This is a genomic window from Rhizobium sp. Root708 (genome assembly GCF_001429725.1).
GTDB lineage: Bacteria > Pseudomonadota > Alphaproteobacteria > Rhizobiales > Rhizobiaceae > Rhizobium.
The window spans coordinates 26,896-52,064 of the sequence record NZ_LMHV01000006.1; the positions used below are offsets into that span (position 1 = coordinate 26,896).

The window sequence follows — 25,169 nt, forward strand, 5'->3', positions numbered from 1 at the left end:
GGCAAAACGTCAGATGCACTTGAAATAGTCGAATGGTTCCAGACAGTCGGTGCAGCGATAGCTCGCCTTGCAGGGCGTCGAGCCGAACTGGCTGATCTTTTCGGTGTCGGTCGATCCGCAGCGCGGACAGGCGATCGTCAGGTTGGATCGGCCGGAGAGCCGGTCGACGCGCTGGCGCAGGAGGCCGTCTATCGCGGTTCCATCGACAGGCGGGGCAATACCGTAGGCCTTGAGCTTTTCGCGGCCTTCGGAGCTGATCCAGTCCGTTGTCCAGGCTGGCGACAGCTGGCGTTCCAGCCGCAGCTTTTCGACGCCTTTCTGATGCAACGCCTGCTCGATATCGAGATTGATGATGGCGGTTGCCGGACAGCCGGAATAGGTCGGCGTTACCGTCACAACCAGCGTATCGTCATCGACGGCGACATCGCGGATGATACCAAGGTCCACAAGCGAGATGACCGGAATCTCGGGATCCGGAACCTCGGCAAGCCACTGCCAGACATCGGTTGTCGAAGGTAAAGTTACGGCCATCATAACCGCCTCCTTCCGTTACCAGGTTGCGCCGGGATAGGCGCGCTGGAGGAATTGCAGGTCGGCCAGGATGAAGCCCATATGTTCAGTATGGAGACCGCGCTTGCCGCCCTTGTGCATGAAACCATCGGCTGGCTTTTTGAGGGTTGCCTCTAAAAGCGCCTCGCCAACCAGGTCATCCCAGGCGGCCTTCAGGCTCTCCGGCTCCGGTGCAATACCGGCGACTGAAAGCTCAGCGTCGAATGCTTCGCCGATGAAGAGTTCACCGGTATAGGCCCATAGATCGTCCAGCGCCTCCTGCATGCGCCGATGGCTTTCGGCAGTACCGTCGCCAAGGCGGATGATCAGATCGCGGCTGCGGTCGAGGTGATAGGCAACTTCCTTCACGGCCTTCTCGGCAATTTCGGCAATGCGTTTGTCGGTCGAGCCGTAAAGCGCCTTCAACATCAGGAAATGCCAGGCGTCGAAGAGAAATTGACGCATCAGCGTCTTGCCGAAATCGCCGTTCGGACGCTCGACCAGCAGAACGTTGCGAAAATCGCGGGCATCCCGAAGATAAGCAAGATTGTCAGCGCCGCGGCCCCGTCCTTCGACGTCGCCGGCGAGGCCAAGCCAGAGCTGTGTCTGACCGATCAGATCGAGCGCGGTGTTGGAGAGCGCGATGTCTTCTTCGAGCGCCGGCGAATGCCCGCACCATTCGGAGACGCGATGCCCAAGGATGAGCGTATTGTCGCCCATGCGCGCCAGAAACTCGAAAAGTGCGGTCTCGCTGACGGCCGTGTTGGAGGGGGCGCTCATCACATATGCCCCACTTCGTCGGGAACGTCGAAGAACGTCGGATGGCGATAGACCTTCGAGTTCGAAGGGTCGAAGAGGGGGCCCTTTTCCGAAGGCGCGCTGGCGGTGATGTCGCTTGAGCGCACCACCCAGATGCTTACGCCTTCGTTCCGGCGGGTGTAGACGTCGCGGGCGTTGTTGACGGCCATTTCGGCATCGGGCGCGTGCAGGCTACCGACATGCCGGTGGTTGAGGCCGTGCTGACCGCGGATGAAGACTTCCCAAAGAGGCCATTCACTGGACATGGATATTTCTCCCGTCTTGCGCTTCTCACGGGCCACTGCCCGGAAATCGCGTATTGTTTGAACTGCGACTGCTTGGAACGGGCGCCGAGGCATCCGGCTTACTCGGCTGCGATCCGCGCAGCAGCGCGACGCGACTTCATCTTGTCGGCGTGGGCAACGAGGCCATCACGGAACCAGGCGCCGTCGTTCCATGCCTTCTGCCGGGCGCCAAGGCGTTCGGCATTGCAAGGGCCGTTGCCGGCGATGACCGCGAAGAACTCGGTCCAGTCAGGTTCGCCGAAATCATAGCCGCCCTTTTCCTCGTTCCATTTCAGGTCCGGGTCGGGAACCGTGAGGCCGAGGTATTGTGCCTGCGGCACCGTCTGGTCGACGAACTTCTGGCGCAGTTCGTCATTGGAATTCTGCTTGATCTTCCAGGACATGGATTGCGCGGAATGAACCGAAGCGTCATCTGATGGGCCGAACATCATCAATGATGGCCACCACCAGCGGTTCAGCGCGTCCTGGACCATTTCCTTCTGGGCCGGCGTGCCCTTGACCATCTTCATCAGGATGTCGAAGCCCTGACGCTGGTGGAAGCTCTCTTCCTTGCAGATACGGACCATGGCGCGGGCGTAGGGCCCGTAGGAACAGCGCTGTAGCGGCACCTGGTTCATGATCGCGGCACCATCCACCAGCCAGCCGACGGCGCCGATGTCGGCCCAGCTCAACGTCGGATAGTTGAAGATCGAGGAGTACTTCGCCTTGCCGCTGTGCAGCTGCTCGTACATTTCGTCACGGCTGATGCCGAGCGTCTCCGCTGCGCAATAGAGGTAGAGCCCGTGTCCGGCTTCGTCCTGAACCTTGGCCAGGAGGATCGCCTTGCGCTCGAGCGTCGGCGCGCGGGTGATCCAGTTTCCTTCCGGCAGCTGACCGACGATTTCGGAATGCGCGTGCTGACTGATCTGGCGCATCAACGTCTTGCGATAGCCTTCCGGCATCCATTCCTTCGGCTCGATCTTCTGGCCGGCGTCAATGCGCTCCTGGAAAGCACGTTCGACCGGATCCATTTCATCGAGCGTCTTAACGCGGGCGCTGTCGGTCTTGACCATCTGTGCGTACATGGTTCGTCTCCTTTGCCGTCGCGCGTCAGACGCGCTCGAGAATGATTGCGATGCCCTGGCCGACGCCGATGCACATTGTGCAAAGCGCGTAGCGACCGCCCTGGCGATGCAATTGGTAGGTTGCCGTCGTGACCAGCCGGGCGCCGCTCATGCCGAGCGGGTGGCCCATCGCGATGGCGCCGCCATTCGGATTGACATGGGGCGCATCATCCGGGACGTCCAGATCGCGCAACACGGCGAGCGCCTGGGCGGCAAATGCCTCGTTGAGTTCGATCACGTCCATCTGGCCGATCGAAAGACCGGCACGCTCCAGCACCCGCCGCGCGGCAGGCGCCGGACCGATACCCATGACCCGCGGCTCGACGCCGGCTGCCGCCATTGCGACGATGCGTGCTTTCGGCGTCAGACCTTGCGCCCGTGCGGCCGCTTCGCTTGCGACGACCATAGCGGCAGCGCCATCATTCACACCCGATGCATTGCCCGCCGTAACGCTGAGATCAGGGCCATTGACGCCCTTCAATCTCGAAAGCTGCTCGGCTGTCGTGCCTGGGCGCGGGTGCTCGTCGCGATCGACGACAACAGGATCGCCCTTCTTCTGCGCGACCTTCACGGCGACGAGCTCGTCAGCGAACAGGCCCGCTTCCTGCGCGGCGGCCCATCGAACCTGGCTGCGGGTTGCGAAAGCATCCTGGTCGGCGCGGCTGACACCAAAATCGGCGGCCACATTATCGGCTGTCTGCGGCATTGAATCGACGCCGAATTCGGCCTTCATCTTCGGATTGATGAAGCGCCAACCGATCGTCGTGTCATAGATGGCGTTGGAGCGGGAAAAGGCGCTGTCTGCTTTCGGCATGACGAAGGGTGCGCGGCTCATGCTTTCGACGCCGCCGGCAATCACGAGGTCACAGTCGCCGGCGCGGATCGCTCTTGCCGCCATGCCGACGGCATCCATGCCGGAGCCGCACAGGCGGTTGACAGTGGTTGCGGGGATGGTGATCGGCATGCCCGACAACAGCACCGCCATGCGGCCGACATTGCGATTGTCTTCGCCCGCCTGATTGGCGCAGCCGTAGATCAGATCGTCGGCCTTGCTCCAGTCGACCTGGGAATTGCGCTGCATCAGAGCTGCCAGCGGAAGAGCCGCGAGATCGTCGGCGCGAACCGTCGCCAGCGCGCCACCATAGCGGCCGATGGGTGTGCGAACGGCATCACAGATGAATGCTTCCGACATGCGCGAATTCCTCCTACTCCCGCGAGGTCGATCAAATCGTAGATGGATTAACCGACCGATCGGTCACTTATTTAGCACTCATTACATCACAAGACAATCCGATTTTCTTCAAAAGTTGTGACATGTGATGCAGCGATCCAAAACAGCACGCGCTAAGCATGCGCCCAGTTGGGCGGAAAGCCCGGCCTACGGTCAGTGCCGATTGTCCGTGGGTTCATTCTACTGGAAGTCAGAGCGACTGGCTTTGCAGAAGAAGCTCCTCCGCCTCGTCGCGGGTCATTTCGAATATTCTGCGACCGATGGAGAGGCTGAACCCACCTCTGGCAAAAGCCGAGAGCTCCTTGTTTCGCCGTGCGTCATCAGCATCCAGGCGGCGATATGGACCGAAACCACGCTTGCGAGCGAAATTCAATGCTGCCAGAAAATCGTCGGCTTCCTCAAGCGCATTCCCGACGATCTCGCGATCGACGCCTTTGACGGCCAGCTTCTGCGAGATCGCCTTCTTGGATTTGCCGCTTCGAACCGCCGAGCGAACCTTCAATTCAGCATAATTGACGTCATCAAGCGCGTTGAGACGATAGGCGTAAGCGACGGCCTCCTCTGCGAGAGACTGCAATTGCGCGGCCGAAATGCCTTCGAACTTCTCCCGCGCCTTGCGAAGGATCGCCTGCTTCAGCTCATGCTCCGACATCATCTTTCGTTGCACACGATAGATCGTCGAGTTTCGAGCCCATTGAAGCATGCGCGCAGTGGGCGCTGTTTCTGTTTCGTCGACGTCCATTGGAGTTGCGAGCTCATTGCCGGGTAGGCCTTTGCCTAAACCAGAAACGCCGGGCTGACCACCCCGACGACGACAGGCCGGTCGGCCCCGGTGCCTAGCGCGCCGCCTCATCAATATTATGTACCATATGGTACTTCAATTTTCCGAAGAGTCGCGATAATGTGGCGATGGTCACGTGGGAAACCACCCCAATTGTTCGAGAGCTCACCTCTCCGCTTCCCGCGTGACTGCCTTTTCCCTTATGCCGGATCAGCGTGCCCACTATCCTGCGCGGGCGCGTCACCGGCCTGGTGCTCTTCTTGTGGCAATTTGCCCTTGAAGATGCCGCGAACCGCGACGAAGAGCAGCGGAATAAGGAAAATCCCGAGTACCGTTGCTGCAATCATGCCGCCCATGACGCCGATACCGATCGAGTTCTGGCTTCCGGAACCGGCGCCATTCGCGATGGCAAGAGGCAAGACACCCAGAATGAAGGCCAGAGACGTCATCAGGATTGGACGCAGACGCTGCCTTGAGGCCTCGAGCGTCGCCGCAACGAGATCCTTGCCCTGCTTCTGCTGCTCTATCGCGAATTCGACGATAAGGATCGCATTCTTCGCCGCCAGGCCGATTGTCGTGAGCAGACCAACCTTGAAATAGACGTCATTGGTCTGGCCGAAGACGAGCGCGGCAAGCAGAGCACCGAAGACGCCGATCGGCACCGAAAGCATGACAGCGAACGGGATCGACCAGCTCTCGTAGAGGGCGGCCAACGCCAGAAAGACCACAAGGATCGAGATCGCGTAGAGTTGCGTCGCCTGGCTGCCTGACAGGCGCTCCTGCGCCGACAGGCCCGTCCACTCGTGCGTGAACCCTTGTGGAAGCTGGCTTACGATCGCATCGATCTCGTTCATTGCATCCCCTGAGGAAACCCCGGTTGCAGCGGAACCCTGGATTTCGACGGCAGATGAGCCGTTATAGCGCTCCAGACGAGGAGATCCGAACTTCCAGTGGCCGCTTGCGAAAGCCGAGAACGGAACCATGTTGCCGTCGGAATTCTTCACGTACCAGCGATCAAAGTCTTCCGGTTGCATGCGGAAATCCTTGTCGGCCTGAACATAGACCTTCTTCACACGTCCGCGATCGATGAAATCGTTGACGTAGTTTCCGCCCCACGCCGTCGACAAGGTCGTGTCGATGTCAGACAGGTCGAGGTTGAGTGCACTCGCGCGCTCTTCATCGATGTCGACGGAATATTGCGGCGTATCCTCCTGGCCATTCGGACGCGTGCCGACGAGCTTGCTGCTCTTTCCAGCCGCAGCCAGCAACTGGTTGCGCGCCTCGATCAGCTTCTGGTGACCAGCGCCGTTCGTATCCTTCAGATAGAAGTCAAAGCCGCTGTTGTTGCCGAAACCGGGAATAGCAGGCGGCGACAAGGCGAACACGTTCGCGTCCTTGATTCCCTGGAAAGCCTTCATCGCTCGGCCGGCAATCGCCTGCGCCTTCGACTGAGGCGTCTTGCGCTCTTCGAAGTCCTTGAGCTTCACGAAGGCAATACCGACGTTCTGCCCCTGGCCGCCGAAGCCGAACCCGACGACACCCATCACGCCCGTGACGTAGTCCTTCTCGTCGTTCAGATAGTGATCGGTGACCTGCTGCAGCGCCTTGGCCGTGCGGTCGGCCGTTGCTCCAACGGGCAGCTGCACGCTGGTGATCAGGATACCCTGGTCCTCGTCCGGGAGGAACGAGCTGGCGAGGCGGTTGAACATGAAGCCGACGCCGACCGCGATCAGCACGAAGGCGACGAGGAACAGCGCGCGCCGCTTCAGGATGCCGCCGACGCCGCTCTGGTATCCGTTGGTCCCACGCTCGAAAGCCCGGTTGAAGATGCCGAAGACACCCTTCCTCTTGGCTCCATGATTGGGACGCTTGAGGATCGTGGCGCAGAGGGCCGGCGTCAGGATCAACGCGACCAGGACCGACAGCAGCATCGCCGAGACGATGGTGACGGAGAACTGGCGATAGATGACGCCGACAGATCCCGAGAAGAAAGCCATTGGCACGAACACGGCGGATAGCACGGTCGCAATACCGATCAGCGCGCCCGTGATTTCGCCCATCGACTTTATCGTCGCCTGCGTGGGCGAGAGATCCTCTTCTTCCATCACGCGCTCGACGTTTTCGACGACAACGATTGCGTCGTCTACAAGCAGGCCGATCGCCAGCACCATGCCGAACATGGTCAGCGTGTTGATCGAGTAGCCGAAGAAGGAAAGGATGCCGAAGGTTCCGAGCAACACGACGGGGACGGCAAGCGTCGGAATGAGCGTCGCCCGGAAGTTCTGCAGAAACACGAACATGACGATGAAGACGAGCGCGATCGCTTCCAGCAACGTCCTGACGACTTCTTCGATCGACAGCTTCACGAACGGCGTCGTGTCGTAGGGATAAACGACCTCGACATTGGCAGGGAGAGTCTGTTTGAGCGTCTCGATCGTCGAGCGAACGGATTCCGCCGTGTCGATGGCGTTGGCGCCCGACGCGAGCATGATGGCCAGGCCCGCCGAGGGCTTGCCGTTATATGTGCTCGAACTCGAGTAGCTCTCAGCGCCAAGCTCGACCGTTGCGACGTCGTTCAACCGCACGAGAGAACCGTCGGCGTTGCTCTTCAGGATGATATTCTCGAACTGCTCAGGCGTCTGTAGCCGGCTCTTGGCCGTGACGGTGGCGTTGAGCTGTTGGCCCTTGCGCTGCGGGAGCGAGCCGAGCTGTCCGGCGGCGACCTGCGTATTCTGCGCTTCGATAGCCGCCGTCACATTGCCGACCATCAGCGAATACTTGGCGAGCTTGTCGGGATCGACCCAGATACGCATCGCGTAGCCCGAGCCGAACAGCTGGGTATCGCCGACACCTGGAACACGCTTGAGCGTATCGTTCAGGGTGCTGTTGACGTAGTCGGCAAGGTCGGTCGAGTTCAGTTTTCCGTCCGTGGAAACGAAGCCGATGACCATCAGGAAGTTCGAGGTCGATTTCGTAACGGTCAGGCCGGTGTTCTGGACGCTCTGCGGCAACTGCGCCTCGACAAGCTGCAGCTTGTTCTGCACCTGCATCTGCGCGACATCCGGATCGGCCTTGTTGGTGAAGGTGAGCGAGATCGACGCCGCACCCGTCGATTGCGACGTCGAGGTCATGTAGTCGAGATTGTCGATACCCGTCATTCCCTGCTCGACGACCTTGGTCACCGAGTTTTCGACGGTCTCGGCATCGGCGCCGGGGTAGTTGGCAGAAATTCTGACGGTGGTGGGCGCGATCTGCGGGTACTGCGAGATCGACAGCGTGGTTATGGACAGCAATCCGCCAAGCATGACGCAGATTGCGATCACCCATGCAAAAATGGGCCGGTCAATGAAGAAACGAGACACCGATCACCTCACTCGACTACGGCCGCGTCAGCGGCCTGTTTCGATGCGGCTGCGGAGGCCGATTGTTTCAATTCGCCGGTGCCGTCGTCGATCATGACGTCGTCGACTTTAACGTCCTGCCCATCGCGGATGCGCTGTATTCCCTCGATGACCACGCGTTCGCCATCCTTGATGCCCTCGCCGACAAGCCAGCTGTTGCCGATGCTACGCTGGGTCACCAGCACGCGCTGATGAACCTTGCCGTCGGCGTCGACGAACATGGCAATAGGCTCGCCCTTGGTGTTGCGGGTGACCGCGCGTTGCGGAACGAGGAAACTGTTGGGCGCGATACCCTCCTCGATCGTGGCGCGAACATACATGCCGGGAAGGAGCAGGCGATCTGGATTCGGAAAGCTTGCGCGAGCGGTGACGGTACCGAGCGTCTCGGAAACGGAGGCCACCGAGAATTCGAACGCGCCCGGCAGCGGATAGGCAGTGCCATCCTCGAGGCGTAGCTTCACGGACACATTCGACCCGACAGTCTTTAGCCTGCCTTCGGCAACAGCGCGTCGCAAGGCCAAGAGGTTCGTATTGGATTGGGTAACATCGACGTTGATCGGATCGAGTTGGTTGATGGTTGCAAGCGCAGTCGTCTGCTCCGCAGTGACCAGCGCCCCCACGGTAACCGCGGAGGCATCGATGCGGCCGGAAATCGGAGCCCTGATCTTCGTGTAGTCGAGATTGATCCGTGCCGTTTCCAGCGCCGCCTTCGCGGCTGCCACGTCTGCCTGCGCCTGTGTCAACGTCGAGAGGGCGTCATCGAGATCCTGCTTGCTGACGACGGCCTGCGACGTCAGGCCCTTATAGCGATCGACCTTCGCCTGCGCGCTGGGGACGGCGCCCTGCGCCTTCTGCAATGCGGCCGCGGCGCTGTCATAGGAAGCCTGATAGGCGCTGGGGTCGATCTCATAGAGAATATCGCCAGCCTTGACCTCACTGCCTTCCTTGAAGTTCCGCGCACGGATGATGCCGCCAACCTGGGGGCGCACCTCCGCAATCAACGAAGCCGCGGTTCTACCGGGCACTTCCGCCGTCAGCGCGACCGACTGGACATGGAGCGTAACGGCGCTGACTTCAGGTTTCACGCCGGCGGCATTGCTCTGCTGAGCCCCACCCTTCTCGTTGCACGCTGACAGCAAGCAGCACACGGCGAGCAACTTCACGAGGGTAGGCAGTGGCCGAATGGTCACCAGGGACATTTGAAACTCCAAAATATATCGACAATGCTCTTCTTTGAGTTGGCCGGACATTGGCCGGGCTTTGTCATGAGAGTTTGTCACGGCGGACGAAAACGGTAACGAGATTTCCCCGCACCCGGCCACTGCTACATTTGGTTACAATTTAGGCCTTGCGTGCGCCAGCAACACGACGTCACACAAGAGTGATCCGGCCGTGAAACGGCGCAGACGAGCGGAGCTCACATGGAGCGAACACCTCATATTCTGGTCGTGGACGACCATCAGGAAATTCGAGACCTTCTCGCCAGATACCTCGCAAAGAACGGGTTGCGTGTAACGGCCGCGAATGGCGGCGCGGAGATGCGCCAGCATATGCGGACGTCCAGCGTCGATCTCGTGGTGCTCGACATCATGATGCCCGGTGAAGACGGTTTGTCGCTTTGCCGATACCTGCGGCAGAACAGTTCCGTCCCGATCGTCCTGCTGACCGCGATTTCGGACGAGACCGACCGGATTATCGGACTGGAGATCGGCGCCGACGATTACGTCACGAAACCGTTCAACCCACGCGAACTGCTGGCGCGTATCCGCGCGCTCCTGCGCCGCAGCGCATTTACCGCCGCGCAGGCGCCGAGCGACGTCGACGCTCATCGCTACCGTTTCCAGAACTGGACCCTCGATGCCTCTCGTCGCGCGCTCATCGACGATACGGGCCAGGACATAGCGCTCGGCAGCGCCGAATTCCGCCTTCTTCTGGCTTTTGTCACCCGCCCCGGCGTCGTCCTGACCCGCGATCAGTTGCTCGATATTACCGCAGGCCGCTCGGCACAGGTCTTCGACAGAAGCATCGACAATCTGGTCAGCCGCTTGCGGAGGCGGATCGAACCCGATCCGCAGCAGCCCAGCCTGATAAAGACGGTCTGGGGAGACGGATACACTTTCGCAACCGCCGTGGAGAAACTTGCGTGACTGGCAATCGCCGAATTTGGCCCCGCAGCCTCGCCACGCGCCTGATCGTGCCGTTGATGGTCGCCCTCGCCGTTGCCCAGGTCGCCCTCTTCATAACGCTGCGTGGGCAGCAGGACGTTGTCGTCGACGGCGTCGTTCATGGCCAGGCGCTGAACCTGACAGTAACGCTTGCGCGGCTCGTCGACACATCCCCCCCAGCGGAAAGCCAGCGCCTGGCCGACGCATTCGGTACGAGGCAATCATGCGCCTATGTCAGCGCAGCACCTCCGGCAGACCACAAGATGAATGCATCGGAATCTCGCCTCGCTCATTTGCTGGCGGAACGTCTGCATCAGGTCGAGGCGCGCCAGCTTCAGATCACCATCGAACCGCTGGCGCGTTCGGCGCATCCCTGTGACCAGGATGTTGCGGCAAGCAAACTTGCCGGAAACGACACGTCTTCAGGCAAACCATTCCGCGTCGTCGCGCTTGCCATGCATGTCCCGCTGAAGGATGGCAGATGGCTCACCGTGCGTACCGCAATCGACGTTCCCGGTTTCTGGAATCGTGCCGCGATCCTGTCGTTCCTGTTTTCCTCGCTTGCCGTCGCTGCAGTCGTCGTCGTCGTGATCCGCTCACAGACAAGTTCTCTCAGTGAACTCGCGATTGCATCGGAGCGTCTCGGACGGGGAGAAGTCATTCCGCCGCTCGCGGTGAATGGACCTGCCGAGGTTGCCGCCACGAGACAGGCTTTCAACACCATGCAGGAGCGCCTTAGCCAGTTCTTTCGCGATCGGCTGCGGCTTCTCGCCAGTATCAGCCATGATCTCCGTACGCCCCTCACCACGTTGCGCCTCAAGGCGGAATTCATTGAGGACGACGTGGTGCGGGAGGATCTCGTCAAGACAATTGAAGAGCTGACATTGATCTGCGAGGCGACACTGGCTTTCACGCGGGCGGAAGCGGTTGGTGAAGAAACCAAGCTCGTCGCTCTGGATGAACTTGTCTACGATATCGTCAGCGAATTTCGCATGGCGGGAAGCAACGTATCGGCAGAGCCGCTGCCGTCGACCGGTTATCCCTGCCGGCCTGTCGCGCTGAAGCGTGCGGTCCGAAACCTGGTCGAGAACGCCACGCGCTATGGATCGAGCGCTCGGCTGCGGCTCGAACGATCCAGCGATGGTATCCTTCTTTCGGTTGAAGATGACGGCCCTGGCATTCCGGAGGATCAGATCGAGGACGCGTTCAAACCCTTCGTGCGGCTCGAAGCCTCCAGAAGCACCGAAACAGGCGGCATCGGGCTCGGCTTATCCATCGCCCGTAACATAATCGTGGCCCACGGCGGCAGCCTCGTCGTCTTCAATCGGCCATCCGGCGGCCTGAGCGCGGAAATTCGTCTGCCGAACGCAGCGTAAGCAGGCTCAGGAGAACCTTAACGCTAGGCTCCGACGACACCGGACGGCATGACGACATCATATGTGATATGCGCCTCGTCGCAGGCATCGCGAAATGCAGCCTCTGCCTCATCGGCCAGCGCGCGCTTGGCCTCAACGCCTTCGCAAATCTGCAAAGCCCGCATGTAGGCCGCGCCTTCGGCAATCGGCCAATGGGTCAACAGACAATGCAAGGCCTGCTGGGTAGTCGCGATCGCCTGCATCGAGGCGGTCCTCTTGCACGCGATCAAAACGACATTCCGCCACCGCGTGTCCATATCCGATGCCTCCTCGGTAAACGAGACGAAACAATCGCACCTGACAGCGTAGATGCGCAACTGCCATTTTCGGGGGAGAGTTAATGTGATCGGAGCTCGCGTTCTGGCACGAAGATTGCGATGCAACTTTCGTTAAAGCTGTATCGGAGGCGCAGTGTCATGAAACAGCACACCTTGATGTTCCGTCCCCTCGGGTTGGCCATGCCGTGCATTGGCGAATACAGGGTCGTTAACTCCGTTCATTCGGCGGCGACGACGCTGCTTCAGCATTGGCCTGTCGACGACGGAGAAGACTTCGCCGACGCCATTATCGCCTGCCTGGATGCCATTTACGGCCAGACCACGCTCGAGCGCGTGCGAAGCGCACTGCTGAGGGCGGCAGCGGAAGCGAACGTCTCGGTTCTGGAGGTTGCCCCTGTCCCGCATCTGGGCCAGATGGAAATGGTAGCCAACATTGCTTGACCCGCCACGGCACAGAGACGCCTAAGCGCTTCGTTGAAGCGAGGCCAGACGCTGGTCGGTCGCCGAGCTTCTGGCCATCAGACTGCCGGCGGGACTGATAAAGTTCTCCGCGATGTAGCGATCGGCTGCGGAAGACAAGGCGATATAAAGACGCGCAAACAGAACACGCGCCTCGCGACCCGGCCAGCCGGTCGGCAACGCGTCGTCGGGCAGACGCGGATCGTGAAGCAGGACACTCCGGAAGCGATGAATGAGCAGAAGTCGCGCGGTCAGCGTCATGGCTGGCGTCAGATCACTTTCGACAACACCATCTGCAAGGGGCGAGAATTGCTCGAGGAACGCCTGATAGGCAGCCTTGTACCTTAGGAGGTCCCAATTCTCAGCAACAAACTCCCGCAATCCCGGTTCGCTCGAGATTGTTCCGACCTTGAACAGCAGCACACGATGGCTGCTGTCGAGGTGCCTTATGGGCCCGAAGGCAAGCCGAGCATTGAGGCGGCTGTAGCCCATTCGTTCCAGAGCCGCCATGGTCTCTTCAGGCGCATCTCCCAAGGCGTGCGCAAACTGCCAGCCGTGATCATCCGTGCCGCCGAAAAGAGTGGTTGCGGCTACCGCGAACTCGGTACGCGCGGCTTGCGAAAGCCCATAATAGCTGCGCCGTCCCTCGCGCTCGCCGACAAGCTGACCAGCAGCGACCAAGCGGGACACTGCCGTTCGCACCAGGGTTTCGCTGATCCCGACCGTCGCGCAGGTCTCGATGAGATTGCCCACCCAGGCAACGCCGCCCCGTGGCTCGACCACGTCCCCATAAATGGTGACGATAAATCCTGCGGCCCGCAGCGGCGACTCAAGCGTAATTCTCTGGATCAGGTCGCCAATTCGGCGATCCGCGTCAGTCACTGCCGCGCCCAAGAAGACTCTCCTTCCAAGTATCGACGGCGCAGATAGCACATTTATCGACTTGGTGGCAGCGTGTCGAAACTGCCCCTGATTTCCTCAATGAGCGCTTTGCTGCTTTGCCCGCGCGACGATCTGGGTCGGATTTACGAACTGCAGGGCGAGCACCAGCCAGAACAATGTCGTAACCATGTAGACCACGGCCATCGCGTCGATCGACTGGCCTGCACGGACCCCTGATGCGAAGACGGCATAGTAGAGCGACACGACCAGCGTTTGCGTGGTCGGTCCAGCTATGAGGAAGGTCAGCTCGAACATTGCGATGGTGCGTACGAGCACGAGCAGCAATGCGGCCAGCATGCCGGGCAGGAGCAGCGGCAGCAGGATGCGCACGAAAAGGCTTGTCGTTCCCGCGCCGAACACCCGTGCCGCTGCTTCGATGCGCGGATCGATCTGTTCGATGAAGGGGATCATGACGAGCACCACAAACGGCAAAGACGGCACGATGTTGATCAACACGACGCCCCAGAACGTCCCGCCGAGCCCCAGCTGGTAGAGCACTGTCGCCAGCGGAATGCCATAGGTCAGCGGCGGAATGAGCAAAGGCAGCAGGAACAACAGGACAACCAATCGCTTTCCGGGGAAATCGCGTCGTGCGAGCGCATAGGCGGTCGTGACGCCGAGAATCCCCGAGATGATGACGACCGTAAAGACGATCTCGAAGGTAACGAGAACGACGCTGGAGAGCTGGAATTCCTTCCAGGCGCTGAAATACCAGCGTGTCGTCCAGCCGGCCGGCAGCCAGGTTCCGAGCCAGCGTGTTGCGAACGAGTTGACGATGACTGCGGCGATGACTGCCAGCAGATTGAGGACAAAGAGAATGACGAGCGCCCAGATCGCGAAGCGCCAGATCTTCGAGGTGAGACCCTGATCGCGGATCATGACTAGCCTTTCGTGCCGCCGGCCGGGCCGCGGTAAAAGAGGGAACGCATGCCGAGGACCGCCAGCACGACGACGAGTTCCACGCCGCCCATGATCAGCGCGATCGCCGAGCCCAGCGAATGGTCATACTGTTCGAAGGCAGCTTGATAGGCCGCAATCGAGATGACGCGCGTCGGTCCGGCCGGCGCCCCGAGCAGGACGGCGGAGGGAAACACGGCGAAGGCCTGCACGAAGGCAAGACAGAAGGTAACGGCGAGGCCCGGAACCAGCAGTGGCAGGAAAACGCGGAAGAACCTCTGGCGTGGCCCTGCCCCCAAGGTCGCCGCCGCCTGCTCGATCGCGGGATCGATGCCAGTTACGTAGGACAGCGTCAGCAGGAAGGCGAAGGGAAAGCCGGTGATCAACAGCGAGGCGAAGACGCCCCAGTAGTTATTGGTCAGCTTCACCGGGTTATCGAGAATCCCGAGCATCAGCAGCGTGTGGTTGAACCAGCCGCGCGGCCCGAGGAACGTTAGAAGCCCGTCGGCGACGAAGACCGTGCCGAGGGTGATCGGCAGGACGAGAATCGTGGTCAGCAATCGCTGCCTGCGCATCAGGCGCACGCGTAGCGCAACCGGCACGGCGAAAGCGAGATTGATGATGGTCACCGGCAAGGCGAGCCACATGGTCGCGGCGATGGTCCGGTACTGGAACGGATCGCTGAAGAACTTTGCATAGTTCGCGTACCACGCCCCCTCTTTCGGCAGCAAGGAGTCGGCAACCCCATAAAGGAAGGGGTAGACGAACAGCGCGAGCATGAAGATCAGCCCGGGCAAAAGAAGGAGCGTGGTGCCGTCTAGACCTCGGGCGGCAAGCCGTGTTTGCAGCGACGGCCCGCTCATCCCACGGCTCCCGCAAAGACCAGCGCGCGGCCGGCGACCGGTTGCAGCCTGGTCGATGCACCGCGAGGCAGCGGTTCGTCGGCGCGGAAGTAGAGTTCGGAACCGTCAGCTGCCCGTGCCATGCCAAAGAAAGCGCGGCCGCGGTATTCCATGCTGCCGACCGTCGCGGCAATGCCCTCGCTGCTCGATGCGACGAGATCTTCCGGACGGACAGACAAGACCGCCGCATCGCCAACCTTCAGGGGCGACCGCATCGTGCCGACCAGCCTTGCGCCGGCAACCTCGATTTCAGCCTCGTCGTTATCAACACGCGTAATGCGGCCCTTAACACGGGTTCTGAATCCCATGAAGTCGGCGACCTCGACGTTGACAGGACGCTGGTAGAGATCCTGCGGTGAACCAATCTGCTCGATGTGTCCCTGGCTCATCACCACGATACGATCGGCAAGCGACAGCGCCTCATCCTGGTCATGGGTGACGTAAATGGTGGTGGAGCCGATCTGGTCGTGGATGCCGCGAATTTCGGCGCGCATCTCAAGTCGCAATTTGGCGTCGAGGTTGGAGAGCGGTTCGTCCATCAACACGATCGGAGGCTTGATGACGATGGCGCGCGCGATCGCCACGCGTTGTTGCTGGCCGCCGGAGAGCTGACCGGGCAGCTTGTCCGCCTGGCTTTCCAGACGCACCAGCGCCAAGGCGTCCCGGATGCGCTGATCGGCCTCCGAACCCTTGATGCCCTGCATGGCAAGGCCGAAACCAACATTCTTGCGAACGCTCATATGCGGAAACAGCGCATAGCTCTGGAAGACCATGCCGAATCCACGACGCTCCGGCTCAAGCTGATCGATGCGCGTTCCGCCGAGGCGAATTTCGCCACCCGTCAGCCCCAGCAAACCAGCGATGCAGTTCAGCGCGGTGGACTTGCCGCAGCCCGACGGACCAAGCAGCGCCACGAACTCTCCCGGCTCGATCGCCAGATCGATACCGTTCAGGGCGTTGAACGCGCCGAACGCGCGACGCATCCCGTCGAGTTCGAGGCGCGCGCTCTTGCGCATCGGTGCGGTGGCATTCGAAACCGAGGTCAAACCAATCTCCATCTGCAGCATGAGGGGGCCGACCCGGGACGACATCCCGGGACGGCTTGCTTCTTTCGATCAGCCCTTCTTGGCGCCGATCTTCTCGTCCCAGATGCGGAAGGCTTCGACCAACTGCTTCGGCTCCAACGGCACCTCCAGAGGATTGTTGGCGATCCAGTCGGCATATTCCGGCCGGCCGAATTCCTTGATCGTGTCCTGGCTTTCCTGCGGCGCCATCTCGAGGGTAACGTCCTTGACCGCCGGCCCCGGATAGAAATAGCCCGCGTCGTAGGCGATCGCCTGCTGCTTGGGCTGCAGGCTGTAGTTCAGAACGTCGATCAGCACGCCGATCTTCTCATCCGAGACGCCCTTCGGAATCACCGCATAATGAGCGTCGGTCACCCAATGGAAGCCGTCGAGCTTCTGCACCTTCGCTTCTGCCGGAACGATGCCGAGAGCACGCGGGTTGATATCCCAGCCCGTCGTAGAGACAACGATATCGCGTGTGCCTTCGCCGAGTTCCTTCATCACCTGGCCGGTGCCGGTCGGGTAATATTCGACATGTTCGCCAAGCGCCGCGAGGTAGTCCCAGGTCTTTGCCCAGCCCTTGGCAGGATCGCGCGGATCGCTGTCTCCGAGGAGGTAAGGAAGACCCATGAGGAAGGTGCGGCCAGGGCCGGAATTCGCCGGCCGGGCATAGATGAAGCGGTTCTTGTTCGCCTTAGCCCATTCCAGCAATTCCTGAGCGGATTTCGGCGGCGTCGGCACCTTGTCGGGCATGTATTCGATGAGGGGCCCGGAAGGGTAATAGGTGATGACAACGCCTTGGTCCTTCGCCAGTGCCTGCATCTTGAAGGCCTGCGGCTGCAGCACCTGCTCGAGGTTCGGGAGCTCTGACTTGTGTGCAGCCAGATCGATCCACAAGCCCTGATCGAGACCAGCGGAAAGAGCATCCGTGCCTGTCAGAACGAGATCGATGTCGACCTTGCCGGCCGCCTGCTGCGCCTTGATCTTGCCGGGCAGTTCCGGTGCCGGCGCCTTCGTGAACGCGAAGCTCGAAACCCAATCCGCCTTTTCCGCGGCATAGGCTTCGAACATGCCCTGCGTCAGCGCCAGGTTGCCGGCGACATCGGCGATCGTGATGGTAACTGGGCTTGCGGGCTTCTTGGCCTGCGCGAAGACCTTGAGCGGCAGCATGGTAGCAACGGCCGCGCCGGCTGCGGTGCCAACAAATGTTCTGCGAGTGACTTTCATTCTGTTTCTCCTCCTCTTGTTGCCGGACGCTCCAGATACAGAAATCCGGGCTTCCCGGGCCGGTCATGGCGGGACCGGAACCTCGCCTTAAATGTGTGAAACCTCCTGAAATGATTGCCAAAAACACCGCTCCTCTTCGGTGCGTCTTGGCAGTCGCAATAAATTGATATACTAGTATGCACGATCAAGTCAACGTCAGGGCCCACTATGCAGGCAGCAGTTGTTTCCGTTCCGGTCGCCATGGCTTCCGAAGCCGAAAGGCCGGCGAAGCTGCGCCGCGTGACAACGGCAGATGCCATTTTCGATCGGCTCTACGCGGATATCCTGGCGCTGCGGATGCCGCCCGGCATGCCGCTCCAGGAAAAGCGGATCGCCGAAGAGTTCAATGTCAGCCGCACGCCCGTCCGCGAAGCGCTGCTGCGCCTGTCCGAAGGCGGGCTTGTCGATATCTACCCACAATCAGGAACGGTGGTGTCGCGCGTGCCGGTCTCCGCGATCCCGGAGGCTGTGGTAGTTCGCAAGTCGCTGGAGGGCACCACCGTCGAGCGCGCTGCCGCGGTTGCCACACTAGCCGACATCGAGCGTCTGGATGCGATCATTTCACGGCAGCGATCGCTTGCCGCCCTGGGCGACACCTCGGCATTTCACGAAGAGGACGAGGCCTTCCACGAAGCGATATCGGGCATTGCCGGATATCCTGGCATCTGGACGATCCTCCGGACGGTAAAGGTACAGATCGACAGAGCGCGGCGCCTGACGTTGCCGGTTCTCGGCCGCATGGACAATGTGGTGCACGAGCACGGGCTCATTCGCGACGCGATCGCAGCTCACAATACCGACGCTGCCCGCAAGGCGATGATGCACCACCTCAGCGCCGTCATCCCGGATGTCGCGGAGCTTCGCACCCAGTATCCAGACTATTTCTGCTGAACTATCGGCAGCAACGACAAGACACCAAGGAGGAACAGATGCGCCAAGGTTGGAGATGGTTCGGGCCGCAAGCGCCCGTCACGCTTGACGAGGTGCGCCAGACTGGAGCGACCAACATCGTTTCGTCGCTGCACCAGGTGCCGATCGGGCGAGCCTGGACGGAGGCCGAAGTCCGCGAACGCCAGGCACTGATCGAAACGACGCCACCCGGCCGCTCAAGCCTGACCTGGTCGGTTGTCGAGAGCATCCCCATTCCCGACGCGGTGAAGCGCAATGGCGGACGCGCGAAGGCGGAAATCGAGAGCTGGATCGCCAGCCTCGAAGCTGTTGCCACCTGCGGGATCCCGATCGTCTGCTACAACTTCATGCCCGTCGTCGACTGGACGCGCACGGAGCTCGACTACATCATCGACACCGGCTCGACCGCCATGCGTTTCGATCACGAGAAATTCGCCGCCTTCGATCTTTTCGTGCTCCAGCGCGCAGGGGCCGAACAACAGTACTCCGAGGCAGACCGGCTGCGTGCCGCCGAGGTATTCAAGGCGATGGGCGAGGACGAGATCGCCGACATCACCCGAAACATCACCTCCGCCCTGCCCGGTTCGACGACCGAGCCGCTGACGATCCCGCAGTTCCGCGAAAAGCTCGCGGCTTACGAGGGCATCGACGCCGCGAAACTGCGACAACATCTCATCGAGTTCCTGCAGGCCGTGACACCTGTCGCGGAAGCTCGGGGCGTGAAGCTGACGCTGCATCCGGACGATCCGCCGCGCTCGCTCTTCGGTCTTCCGCGCATCGCATCGACCGCCGATGACTATGCGGCACTCTTCGAGGCCGTCCCCTCCGAAGCAAACGGCATGTGCTATTGCACCGGCAGCCTTGGAGTTCGCGCCGACAACGACCTCCCGGCGATCGCCCGCCGCTTCGCATCGCGTATTCATTTCGCGCATTTGCGGGCCACCAAGCGCGAGGGTGATGGACGTAGTTTCCATGAAAGCGCGCACCTCGAGGGCGACGTCGATATGGTCGCCGTTCTGAAGGAACTCGTCGCCGAAGATAGCCGGCGTACGGCGGACCAGACCATCGTGTTCCGCTCCGATCACGGCCATCGGATGCTCGATGATCTCAGCAAGACCGTCACGCCGGGCTATCCGGCGATCGGCCGCCTCCGCGGCTTGGCGGAGCTTCGCGGCATCCTTCACGCACTTGGCGCGCGACCGAACTAGCACGGCCACCGCGGCGGGATATCGGATCTCGCCGCAATGCCTGCGCCCGAATCGACCCGGCTCGCTTCGCTGCGGAAATAGGAAGGGAGCTTCTACGCCGTGGAACCCCATCGCGCCGTGCAGGTCAGCGTGATGTTGTGGGGACCTTCGAGCTCGGCATCATGGCGCTCGATCAGTTCCACGACCGCATCGATGAAAGCGACGTGGTCGAGGCTGAGCGTCGTCAGGTCGTTGCAGTCCCATGCCGCCATGGCAATCCCATCCTGGCCGACGATGGCGATATCATCAGGCGTATTCTTGCCAAGCACGCGCCGGGCTGCATCCCGCGCACCGATCGCCATAACGTCGTTGCCGCAGATGATGGCATCCACCTTCGCGCGATGGAGCAGCAACACCGCCTCCTTGAAACCTGAATCGTAGCCGTAGTCGCCGAAAGCTTCCGCCTGCAGGGCTAGGTCGCGCTTTGCGAGAGCATCGACAAACCACTTGCGCCTGAGCTTGTCGATCCAGCTCGACTTGGTCCCCGACAGGTAAGCGAAGCGCTTCTTTCCGTCGCCGACGATCTTGTCGATGATCTCGTCGGCCGCCGCTGACCCATCTATTCGGATGCTGGAGACCTTTTCGTTGTCGAGCGGTTCGAAGGAAACGATGATCGGCTTCGTCGTATGAAAGATGTCGACGGCGTCCTGCATCGACACCATGTCGGAGAACACGACGACATGATCGACCTGGTAGGTCGAAGCAAGCCGCATCAACTGCAGCCGATCATCGTGATCGGCGCAGCACAGAATGATCGGCAAAAGCTGCCTTTCCTGCAGCCGGTGAACCAGAAGCTGCTGCTCCTCCGCTTCGCACGGATTGCCGATTGCGTTGACGACGAGCGCCACAAGCCGCGAGCGCTGATTGTTCAGCGAGCGCGCGATTGCGTTCGGCTGGTAGCCATACTCGCGAGCAACGGCCAGGATGCGGTCCCGCGTCGCGCTTCCGATCCTCGAGTCGGGCGAGAAAGCCCGCGAGATCGTAGCCGACGACACCCCGGCGAGCTTTGCCAGTTCCTTCGAGGTGATCCGTCGCTTGTTCATTTCCCGCATTCCACGCTTATGGCGCGGCTATCCTGACGGGTACGCCGTCTGCCGCAGCCGATTCCTTGATCGCGTCCCAGAGCCTAGCGAATCGCAGGCCCATTTCAACGGAGCCGGTGTTTTCCATCGCCCCGGCGCGAATGGCGAGGAAGTTTTTCATCGGATTTCCGAGAATTTCCGCCTCTTCGCGCGGTTCAGCGTTGCCGCCGACGCTGATTTCCCGCCAACCGCCCCAGGCATCGATGCGGACGATTGCCCTGGAATAGAAAAAGGTGATGTAGGAAGCGCAGCCGGGAGGACCTTCACCGGCAGCCGTCAGCGTCGCCAGCGCGCCGTTCTTGAGGCGGGCGGAAACGGCGGTCGCGATGTCGACCTTCTTGCCAAGATTGTTCATGTAGGCGGATACGCTCTCGAAATCCGAGTTTGCGAGCAGGCAGACGGTGTTCATCATGTGCGCGCCGGTGTCGAACATGAACCCGCCGCCCGAAATCTCCGGCAGCTGCTTCCAGTGACCGTCATAACTACTGGACCAGCTTTCCCAGATCATCCCCGAGATCGCGATCAGGTCGCCGAACTCGCCGGCAAGTGCACGTTTGCGGGTATCGATCACCAGGGGGGAAAGACCGCCCTGGAATGCGGTTACGACAGTCACGCCGCTCTTCTTCTGCGCTTCAATCAGCCGCTCCGCCTCGGCAACCGTCGTCACCATGGGCTTTTCAAGGAAGAGGTCGAGGCCAGCTTCCGCCACCGCAGTCGCCTGCTCGCCGTGAAAGGCATGCGGGGTGGAGACATAGACGATGTCCAGATCATCACGGCAGGTCGCCAGCATCTCCCGGTAATCATCGAAGCTCCGCGGTGCCGACGCTCCGGCCGCCACGCACACATCGATAAGGCGCTGGCGAGAGGAAGGGATCGTGTCGGCGAGCGCGACAAATTCGATCTCAGGCATGAGCGCCCAGCTTGCCGCATACTCAGCCGCCTTCAAGCCCGCGCCGATGACGCCAAGCCGCAATTTCCCTGCCATAAAGAATCCTCCCGAAATGCAGTGTGCAAACGGTTACACAAACCTGATGGCGAAGACAAGATTTATTAAATTTCATAAAATCAATGTATTAGCTTCGTACGTAATCCACTTTGAAAACAGACTTGTCTGTAATTAGAATACGTGTACATTTTTGTTGTGGTGCTGGAGGGCGCCGGAAACCAAAAGGGAGGACTTCCGTTGAAGAAGACGGTCATTGGTGGCCTGTGCGCCATTCTGCTCAGCGCCGTTTCGACGCTGGCGCATGCTGAAACAATCCGAATTGCCAATCACGGTCAGGCCGGCATCGACGCCATGAAGGCGACAGTCGAGCAGATCGAGAAGAAATACGGCGTGACCGTCGAGGTCATCGAATATCCCGCGCCGGACAAAGATTATCTGACGAAACTTTTGACCGAACTTGGCGCCGGCAATGCGCCGGATCTCTTCTCAATTCCCACGACCGCGGCGGTCGCCGATATGGTCGAGGCCGGCTACCTCACGCCTGTCACCAAGGAAATCAAGGCCTGGGACGGCTATGCCAATTTCTATGACGTCGCCAAGCAGCTGGCGGTCAGCCCCGACGGCGAAACCTATGTGATGCCGTTCATGCTCGGCATCCAGGAAATCTACTACCGCAAGGATGTTCTCGACAAGGCCGGCATCTCGACGGAACAGCCGAAGAGCTGGAAGGAACTTCTCGAGCGCGCGGCTGAAATCAAGAAGAAGACCGGCGCCTATGGCCTGCTTTTCCCGGCCGGCGTTTCCTGGGGTAGCGGCGCTTTCGACGAAGGCTTCCAGCACCTGATCGTCGGCTCCAAGACACCGCAGCTCGTCGATGCCGACGGCAAGCTCGACCTCAATGGCGAGGGCGTGAAGGATGTCTTCGACGTCTACAAGCAACTGATCGACAATGACCTGATGCCGACACAGCCGCTGCTCGGGCCGGAGCCATGGGTCGTGCCGAAGTATCAGATGTTCCCTTCAGGCAAGCTCGCCGCGACCACCTGCGGATCGTGGTGCTACATCTTCGACTGGGGCCGCGAGAGCAAGAACCCAATTCCTGAAGTGACGAAGGTTGTCGGCACCTGGACCGTTCCTGGCCAAGACGGCGGCCAGTACGTTCTTGCCAACCTTGCAGCCCCGTGGGCGGTCAACGCCAAGTCGACCAACGTCGAGCTCGCCAAGAAGGCCTTGATGGAGATCGGTTCCGTCGAAACGCAGGTTTCCTATGCAGCCCGCATCGGCAATATCCCGGCGAGCAAGGATGCGGCAAAGAACGCCGACTTCCAGAAGCTGACGGAACTTGTTCCGATCCATGCTGCGGCCGGGAACGGCACATTCCTCAAGCAGGCGTCCGGTTTCGGCACCGTTGCTGAAGGTGTCGCCCGCGCCACCGAAGCGCTGCTGCGCAAGGAAACCGACGCTGCAGGCGCACAGAAGATCCTTGTCGACTACGTCAAGGAAACCCTCGGCGACGACGTCGTGAAATAAACGTCCTCCGACCCACCGCCAGAGAGACGCGGCTCTGTCCGCGTCTCCGAATTCCCGTTCGAAAGAGTCACAGAGCTTTCCATGGCCCTAAACGTCCACGAAAGGCGCGTTGAGCGACAGCTTCTTTTGATCCTGTTGCCCTCACTTGCGCTACTTCTGGCCTTCGTGATCTATCCCGCGCTTTACTCGGTCTATCTGAGCTTCACCAACGAGGCGCTGACGGGGGCTGCCGCGTTGCGGCCGCGCTTCGTCGGAATTCGCAACTATGTGCGGCTCCTGAACGACGCGAAATTCTGGAACGCTCTGCTCGTCACATTTCTGTTTGTCGTCGGATCGGCTGTCATCGGGCAGTTTGCGCTCGGCCTCGTCTCGGCGATGGCGCTTCGCCGCCGGATTCATTTTCGGCGCCTCTTCTCCTCGATCATCCTTCTTCCCAACGCCGCACCCGAGGTGGTTGCAGGCTTCATGTGGATTTCGATGCTGGCCGGGGGAGAGCAGGCGACGCTCAGCCGGATCGTCAGCTTCTTTGGCGTGACACCCGCCGACTGGCTGCAGGTGTTTCCGCTGTCGATGATCATCATCGTCAACACGTGGCGGGGTATCGCGACGGCCATGATCCTGTTGACCGCGGGGCTCAGCACCATTCCCACCGAAATCTATGAGGCCGCCCGTATGGATGGCGCAACGCCGTCGCAGATGTTTCGCCGGATCACCCTGCCGCTGATGATGCCAACCATCCTGCTCTACATGCTGATCTCGGCGGTCTCGACCATCGCGGTCTTCGGCCTCGTCTATGCCCTCACCCGCGGCGGACCGGGCGGCGCGACGGAACTCGTGAGCATCTACATTTACAATCAATCCTTTACCGCTTTCCAGCTTGGCTACGGCGCCGCGGTGGCGGTGGTCGCGCTGTTGATCTCGCTTGTGCTCGGGATCGGCTATGTCCGCGCCATGAAAGTGGAGGTCTGAGATGACGGCGATCTCTCCGAGCGAAAACGCCAACAAGGCGCGATCGGACCTGCTTGCCTATGCAACGCTGTCGCTGATCTCGATCTTTTGCGCGGTTCCCTTCTTCTGGGTGCTTCTCGCCTCCCTCGATGGAAACGCACAACTGTTCCTTCGCTGGCCCGAGCAATGGACGTTCGCCAACTATCTCCGTGTCTTTACAAAGGAAGATGGCGCGAAATGGCTGTTCAACTCGCTCTTCGTCGTGGGTGGCGCTACTGTTCTGGTTATGGTCCTGGCCGGTCTTGGCGGCTATGCACTATCGCGGACCCGGGCCTGGTGGAAACTGCCGTTCCTTTACGCGATCCTCTTGATCCGCGTCCTGCCGCCGACAGCGCTGGTGGTGCCGCTCTACAAGTTTCTACTGACGTTGAACAATGCCGAAGGCGCCATCCTGCGGCCGATTTTCGGAGAATATGCCCGGCCGATCATGCGCTGGACCGGCTTCATCGATGGCTGTCTCGGCCTGATCCTCGTGCTCGCGACGATGCAGTTGCCTTTGGCGCTTTGGATCATGAAGACCTTCTTCGATGGACTGCCGCGCGACTATGAAGAAGCCGCACTCATGGATGGCGCAACGCTGATGCAACGCATCCGTCGCGTTCTCATTCCGCTTGCCCTGCCGGGCCTCGCGGCTGCAGGCCTGTTCGCCTTCATGTCCGCCTGGGGCGACTTCCTGCTGCCGCTGATCTTCCTCTCCTCGCCGGAACTGCAGACCCTGCCGCTTGGCCTGTTCCGCGCATTCCTTCGCATCAACGAGATCGACTACGGCCTGCTTGCCGCCCTCGCCTTTATCTATCTCCTGCCGGCAGTCGTCGCCTTCGGCTTTGCGCGTCGCTTCCTCGTGCAGACATTTGCCGGCGGCGTCAAAGGCTGACACCAGAAAGAGTTTCA

The 25,169-nt window shown here is 60.8% G+C and carries 24 protein-coding genes; 8 read left to right on the forward strand and 16 right to left on the reverse strand.

All coding sequences use genetic code 11. The features are described 5' to 3' along the window. Positions 1–9: 9 nt before the first annotated feature. The 8 genes from paaD to ASE04_RS06350 all read right to left on the reverse strand — a co-directional run bounded on the left by paaD (position 10) and on the right by ASE04_RS06350 (position 9,367). Positions 10–534: a 1,2-phenylacetyl-CoA epoxidase subunit PaaD gene (gene paaD / locus ASE04_RS06315; protein WP_056813747.1), complete on the reverse strand. Its 525-nt coding sequence runs from the start codon at positions 532–534 to the stop codon at positions 10–12. A gap of 15 nt (positions 535–549) precedes the next feature. Beyond that, positions 550–1,329, reverse strand: a complete 780-nt coding sequence (gene paaC, locus ASE04_RS06320; protein ID WP_056813750.1) for a 1,2-phenylacetyl-CoA epoxidase subunit PaaC — start codon at positions 1,327–1,329, stop codon at positions 550–552. Then, on the reverse strand, positions 1,329–1,613 hold the full coding sequence (gene paaB, locus ASE04_RS06325; RefSeq protein WP_056813753.1) for a 1,2-phenylacetyl-CoA epoxidase subunit PaaB: 285 nt from the start codon (positions 1,611–1,613) through the stop codon (positions 1,329–1,331). Before paaB ends, paaC begins: the two co-directional genes overlap by 1 nt. 98 nt (positions 1,614–1,711) lie before the next feature. Beyond that, a complete protein-coding gene (paaA, locus tag ASE04_RS06330) occupies positions 1,712–2,716 on the reverse strand; it encodes a 1,2-phenylacetyl-CoA epoxidase subunit PaaA (protein ID WP_056813755.1) in 1,005 nt (334 codons plus the stop codon). Between the two features lie 25 nt (positions 2,717–2,741). Further along, positions 2,742–3,947 (reverse strand): 3-oxoadipyl-CoA thiolase, encoded by a 1,206-nt coding sequence (pcaF, locus tag ASE04_RS06335; protein ID WP_056813759.1) that lies wholly within the window; start codon positions 3,945–3,947, stop codon positions 2,742–2,744. A gap of 229 nt (positions 3,948–4,176) precedes the next feature. Beyond that, the gene (gene recX, locus ASE04_RS06340) at positions 4,177–4,728 is read right to left on the reverse strand and encodes a recombination regulator RecX (protein ID WP_056813762.1); all 552 of its coding nucleotides are present in this window, start codon (positions 4,726–4,728) and stop codon (positions 4,177–4,179) included. Positions 4,729–4,967: 239 nt separating this feature from the next. Then, a complete protein-coding gene (locus tag ASE04_RS06345) occupies positions 4,968–8,129 on the reverse strand; it encodes an efflux RND transporter permease subunit (RefSeq protein WP_056813765.1) in 3,162 nt (1,053 codons plus the stop codon). Positions 8,130–8,137: 8 nt separating this feature from the next. After that, entirely contained in the window at positions 8,138–9,367 is a 1,230-nt protein-coding gene (locus ASE04_RS06350; RefSeq protein WP_056813767.1) for an efflux RND transporter periplasmic adaptor subunit, read from the reverse strand. A gap of 222 nt (positions 9,368–9,589) precedes the next feature. Between ASE04_RS06350 and ASE04_RS06355 the strand changes: the two genes are divergently transcribed. Next, positions 9,590–10,315, forward strand: coding sequence for a response regulator (locus ASE04_RS06355; protein ID WP_056813769.1), 726 nt, complete (start codon positions 9,590–9,592; stop codon positions 10,313–10,315). Beyond that, complete coding sequence (locus ASE04_RS06360) at positions 10,312–11,709, forward strand: ATP-binding protein (protein WP_244490356.1); 1,398 nt, start codon at positions 10,312–10,314, stop codon at positions 11,707–11,709. The genes ASE04_RS06355 and ASE04_RS06360 overlap by 4 nt, the downstream gene beginning before the upstream one ends. A gap of 23 nt (positions 11,710–11,732) precedes the next feature. Here ASE04_RS06360 and ASE04_RS06365 read toward each other — a convergent pair whose 3' ends face one another. Then, positions 11,733–12,005 carry a DUF982 domain-containing protein gene (locus ASE04_RS06365; RefSeq protein ID WP_156408715.1) on the reverse strand — a complete coding sequence of 91 codons (273 nt, stop codon included), beginning with the start codon at positions 12,003–12,005 and terminating at the stop codon, positions 11,733–11,735. 159 nt (positions 12,006–12,164) lie between these two features. Between ASE04_RS06365 and ASE04_RS06370 the strand changes: the two genes are divergently transcribed. Next, the gene (locus tag ASE04_RS06370) at positions 12,165–12,467 is read left to right on the forward strand and encodes a DUF982 domain-containing protein (RefSeq protein ID WP_056814087.1); all 303 of its coding nucleotides are present in this window, start codon (positions 12,165–12,167) and stop codon (positions 12,465–12,467) included. A gap of 21 nt (positions 12,468–12,488) precedes the next feature. Here the strand turns inward: ASE04_RS06370 and ASE04_RS06375 are convergent, their stop codons facing one another. The 5 genes from ASE04_RS06375 to ASE04_RS06395 form a co-directional block, all read right to left on the reverse strand. Continuing rightward, entirely contained in the window at positions 12,489–13,379 is an 891-nt protein-coding gene (locus ASE04_RS06375) for a PaaX family transcriptional regulator C-terminal domain-containing protein (protein WP_056813774.1), read from the reverse strand. 84 nt (positions 13,380–13,463) lie between these two features. Further along, positions 13,464–14,306, reverse strand: a complete 843-nt coding sequence (locus ASE04_RS06380; RefSeq protein WP_056813777.1) for an ABC transporter permease — start codon at positions 14,304–14,306, stop codon at positions 13,464–13,466. 2 nt (positions 14,307–14,308) lie between these two features. Further along, a complete protein-coding gene (locus ASE04_RS06385) occupies positions 14,309–15,187 on the reverse strand; it encodes an ABC transporter permease (RefSeq protein WP_056813780.1) in 879 nt (292 codons plus the stop codon). Then, a complete protein-coding gene (locus ASE04_RS06390; RefSeq protein ID WP_056814089.1) occupies positions 15,184–16,284 on the reverse strand; it encodes an ABC transporter ATP-binding protein in 1,101 nt (366 codons plus the stop codon). Before ASE04_RS06390 ends, ASE04_RS06385 begins: the two co-directional genes overlap by 4 nt. Positions 16,285–16,341: 57 nt before the next feature. After that, on the reverse strand, positions 16,342–17,517 hold the full coding sequence (locus ASE04_RS06395; protein ID WP_056813782.1) for an extracellular solute-binding protein: 1,176 nt from the start codon (positions 17,515–17,517) through the stop codon (positions 16,342–16,344). A 207-nt stretch (positions 17,518–17,724) separates the two neighbouring features. On the opposite strand from ASE04_RS06395, the gene ASE04_RS06400 reads away from it, so the two are divergent. Together ASE04_RS06400 and uxuA are read left to right on the forward strand one after the other, a co-directional pair. Beyond that, complete coding sequence (locus tag ASE04_RS06400) at positions 17,725–18,447, forward strand: GntR family transcriptional regulator (protein WP_056813785.1); 723 nt, start codon at positions 17,725–17,727, stop codon at positions 18,445–18,447. A gap of 38 nt (positions 18,448–18,485) precedes the next feature. Next, positions 18,486–19,673 (forward strand): mannonate dehydratase, encoded by a 1,188-nt coding sequence (uxuA, locus tag ASE04_RS06405; RefSeq protein WP_056813789.1) that lies wholly within the window; start codon positions 18,486–18,488, stop codon positions 19,671–19,673. A gap of 92 nt (positions 19,674–19,765) precedes the next feature. On the opposite strand, the gene ASE04_RS06410 is transcribed toward uxuA, so the two are convergent. Then, positions 19,766–20,764 (reverse strand): LacI family DNA-binding transcriptional regulator, encoded by a 999-nt coding sequence (locus ASE04_RS06410; protein WP_056813792.1) that lies wholly within the window; start codon positions 20,762–20,764, stop codon positions 19,766–19,768. A 7-nt stretch (positions 20,765–20,771) separates the two neighbouring features. Further along, positions 20,772–21,779, reverse strand: a complete 1,008-nt coding sequence (locus tag ASE04_RS06415) for a Gfo/Idh/MocA family protein (protein ID WP_056813808.1) — start codon at positions 21,777–21,779, stop codon at positions 20,772–20,774. A 198-nt stretch (positions 21,780–21,977) separates the two neighbouring features. On the opposite strand from ASE04_RS06415, the gene ASE04_RS06420 reads away from it, so the two are divergent. The 3 genes from ASE04_RS06420 (at position 21,978) to ASE04_RS06430 (ending at position 25,152) form a co-directional block, all read left to right on the forward strand. Next, on the forward strand, positions 21,978–23,270 hold the full coding sequence (locus ASE04_RS06420; RefSeq protein WP_056813811.1) for an ABC transporter substrate-binding protein: 1,293 nt from the start codon (positions 21,978–21,980) through the stop codon (positions 23,268–23,270). Between the two features lie 81 nt (positions 23,271–23,351). Beyond that, the gene (locus ASE04_RS06425) at positions 23,352–24,239 is read left to right on the forward strand and encodes a carbohydrate ABC transporter permease (protein ID WP_056813813.1); all 888 of its coding nucleotides are present in this window, start codon (positions 23,352–23,354) and stop codon (positions 24,237–24,239) included. A gap of 1 nt (position 24,240) precedes the next feature. Then, positions 24,241–25,152: a carbohydrate ABC transporter permease gene (locus ASE04_RS06430; RefSeq protein ID WP_056813815.1), complete on the forward strand. Its 912-nt coding sequence runs from the start codon at positions 24,241–24,243 to the stop codon at positions 25,150–25,152. Positions 25,153–25,169 lie beyond the last annotated feature (17 nt).

Bases quoted from the DNA above. Each gene is read 5' to 3' on its own strand.
- pcaF (WP_056813759.1), bottom strand. From the start codon at position 3,947: ATGTCGGAAGCATTCATCTGTGATGCCGTTCGCACACCCATCGGCCGC.
- ASE04_RS06355 (WP_056813769.1), top strand. From the start codon at position 9,590: ATGGAGCGAACACCTCATATTCTGGTCGTGGACGACCATCAGGAAATT.
- paaD (WP_056813747.1), bottom strand. From the start codon at position 534: ATGATGGCCGTAACTTTACCTTCGACAACCGATGTCTGGCAGTGGCTT.
- recX (WP_056813762.1), bottom strand. From the start codon at position 4,728: ATGGACGTCGACGAAACAGAAACAGCGCCCACTGCGCGCATGCTTCAA.
- ASE04_RS06415 (WP_056813808.1), bottom strand. From the start codon at position 21,779: ATGGCAGGGAAATTGCGGCTTGGCGTCATCGGCGCGGGCTTGAAGGCG.
- ASE04_RS06400 (WP_056813785.1), top strand. From the start codon at position 17,725: ATGCAGGCAGCAGTTGTTTCCGTTCCGGTCGCCATGGCTTCCGAAGCC.
- ASE04_RS06410 (WP_056813792.1), bottom strand. From the start codon at position 20,764: ATGCGGGAAATGAACAAGCGACGGATCACCTCGAAGGAACTGGCAAAG.
- ASE04_RS06385 (WP_056813780.1), bottom strand. From the start codon at position 15,187: ATGAGCGGGCCGTCGCTGCAAACACGGCTTGCCGCCCGAGGTCTAGAC.
- ASE04_RS06395 (WP_056813782.1), bottom strand. From the start codon at position 17,517: ATGAAAGTCACTCGCAGAACATTTGTTGGCACCGCAGCCGGCGCGGCC.
- ASE04_RS06380 (WP_056813777.1), bottom strand. From the start codon at position 14,306: ATGATCCGCGATCAGGGTCTCACCTCGAAGATCTGGCGCTTCGCGATC.
- ASE04_RS06390 (WP_056814089.1), bottom strand. From the start codon at position 16,284: ATGGAGATTGGTTTGACCTCGGTTTCGAATGCCACCGCACCGATGCGC.
- ASE04_RS06425 (WP_056813813.1), top strand. From the start codon at position 23,352: ATGGCCCTAAACGTCCACGAAAGGCGCGTTGAGCGACAGCTTCTTTTG.
- paaB (WP_056813753.1), bottom strand. From the start codon at position 1,613: ATGTCCAGTGAATGGCCTCTTTGGGAAGTCTTCATCCGCGGTCAGCAC.
- ASE04_RS06370 (WP_056814087.1), top strand. From the start codon at position 12,165: ATGAAACAGCACACCTTGATGTTCCGTCCCCTCGGGTTGGCCATGCCG.
- ASE04_RS06350 (WP_056813767.1), bottom strand. From the start codon at position 9,367: ATGTCCCTGGTGACCATTCGGCCACTGCCTACCCTCGTGAAGTTGCTC.
- paaC (WP_056813750.1), bottom strand. From the start codon at position 1,329: ATGAGCGCCCCCTCCAACACGGCCGTCAGCGAGACCGCACTTTTCGAG.
- ASE04_RS06430 (WP_056813815.1), top strand. From the start codon at position 24,241: ATGACGGCGATCTCTCCGAGCGAAAACGCCAACAAGGCGCGATCGGAC.
- uxuA (WP_056813789.1), top strand. From the start codon at position 18,486: ATGCGCCAAGGTTGGAGATGGTTCGGGCCGCAAGCGCCCGTCACGCTT.
- paaA (WP_056813755.1), bottom strand. From the start codon at position 2,716: ATGTACGCACAGATGGTCAAGACCGACAGCGCCCGCGTTAAGACGCTC.
- ASE04_RS06365 (WP_156408715.1), bottom strand. From the start codon at position 12,005: ATGGACACGCGGTGGCGGAATGTCGTTTTGATCGCGTGCAAGAGGACC.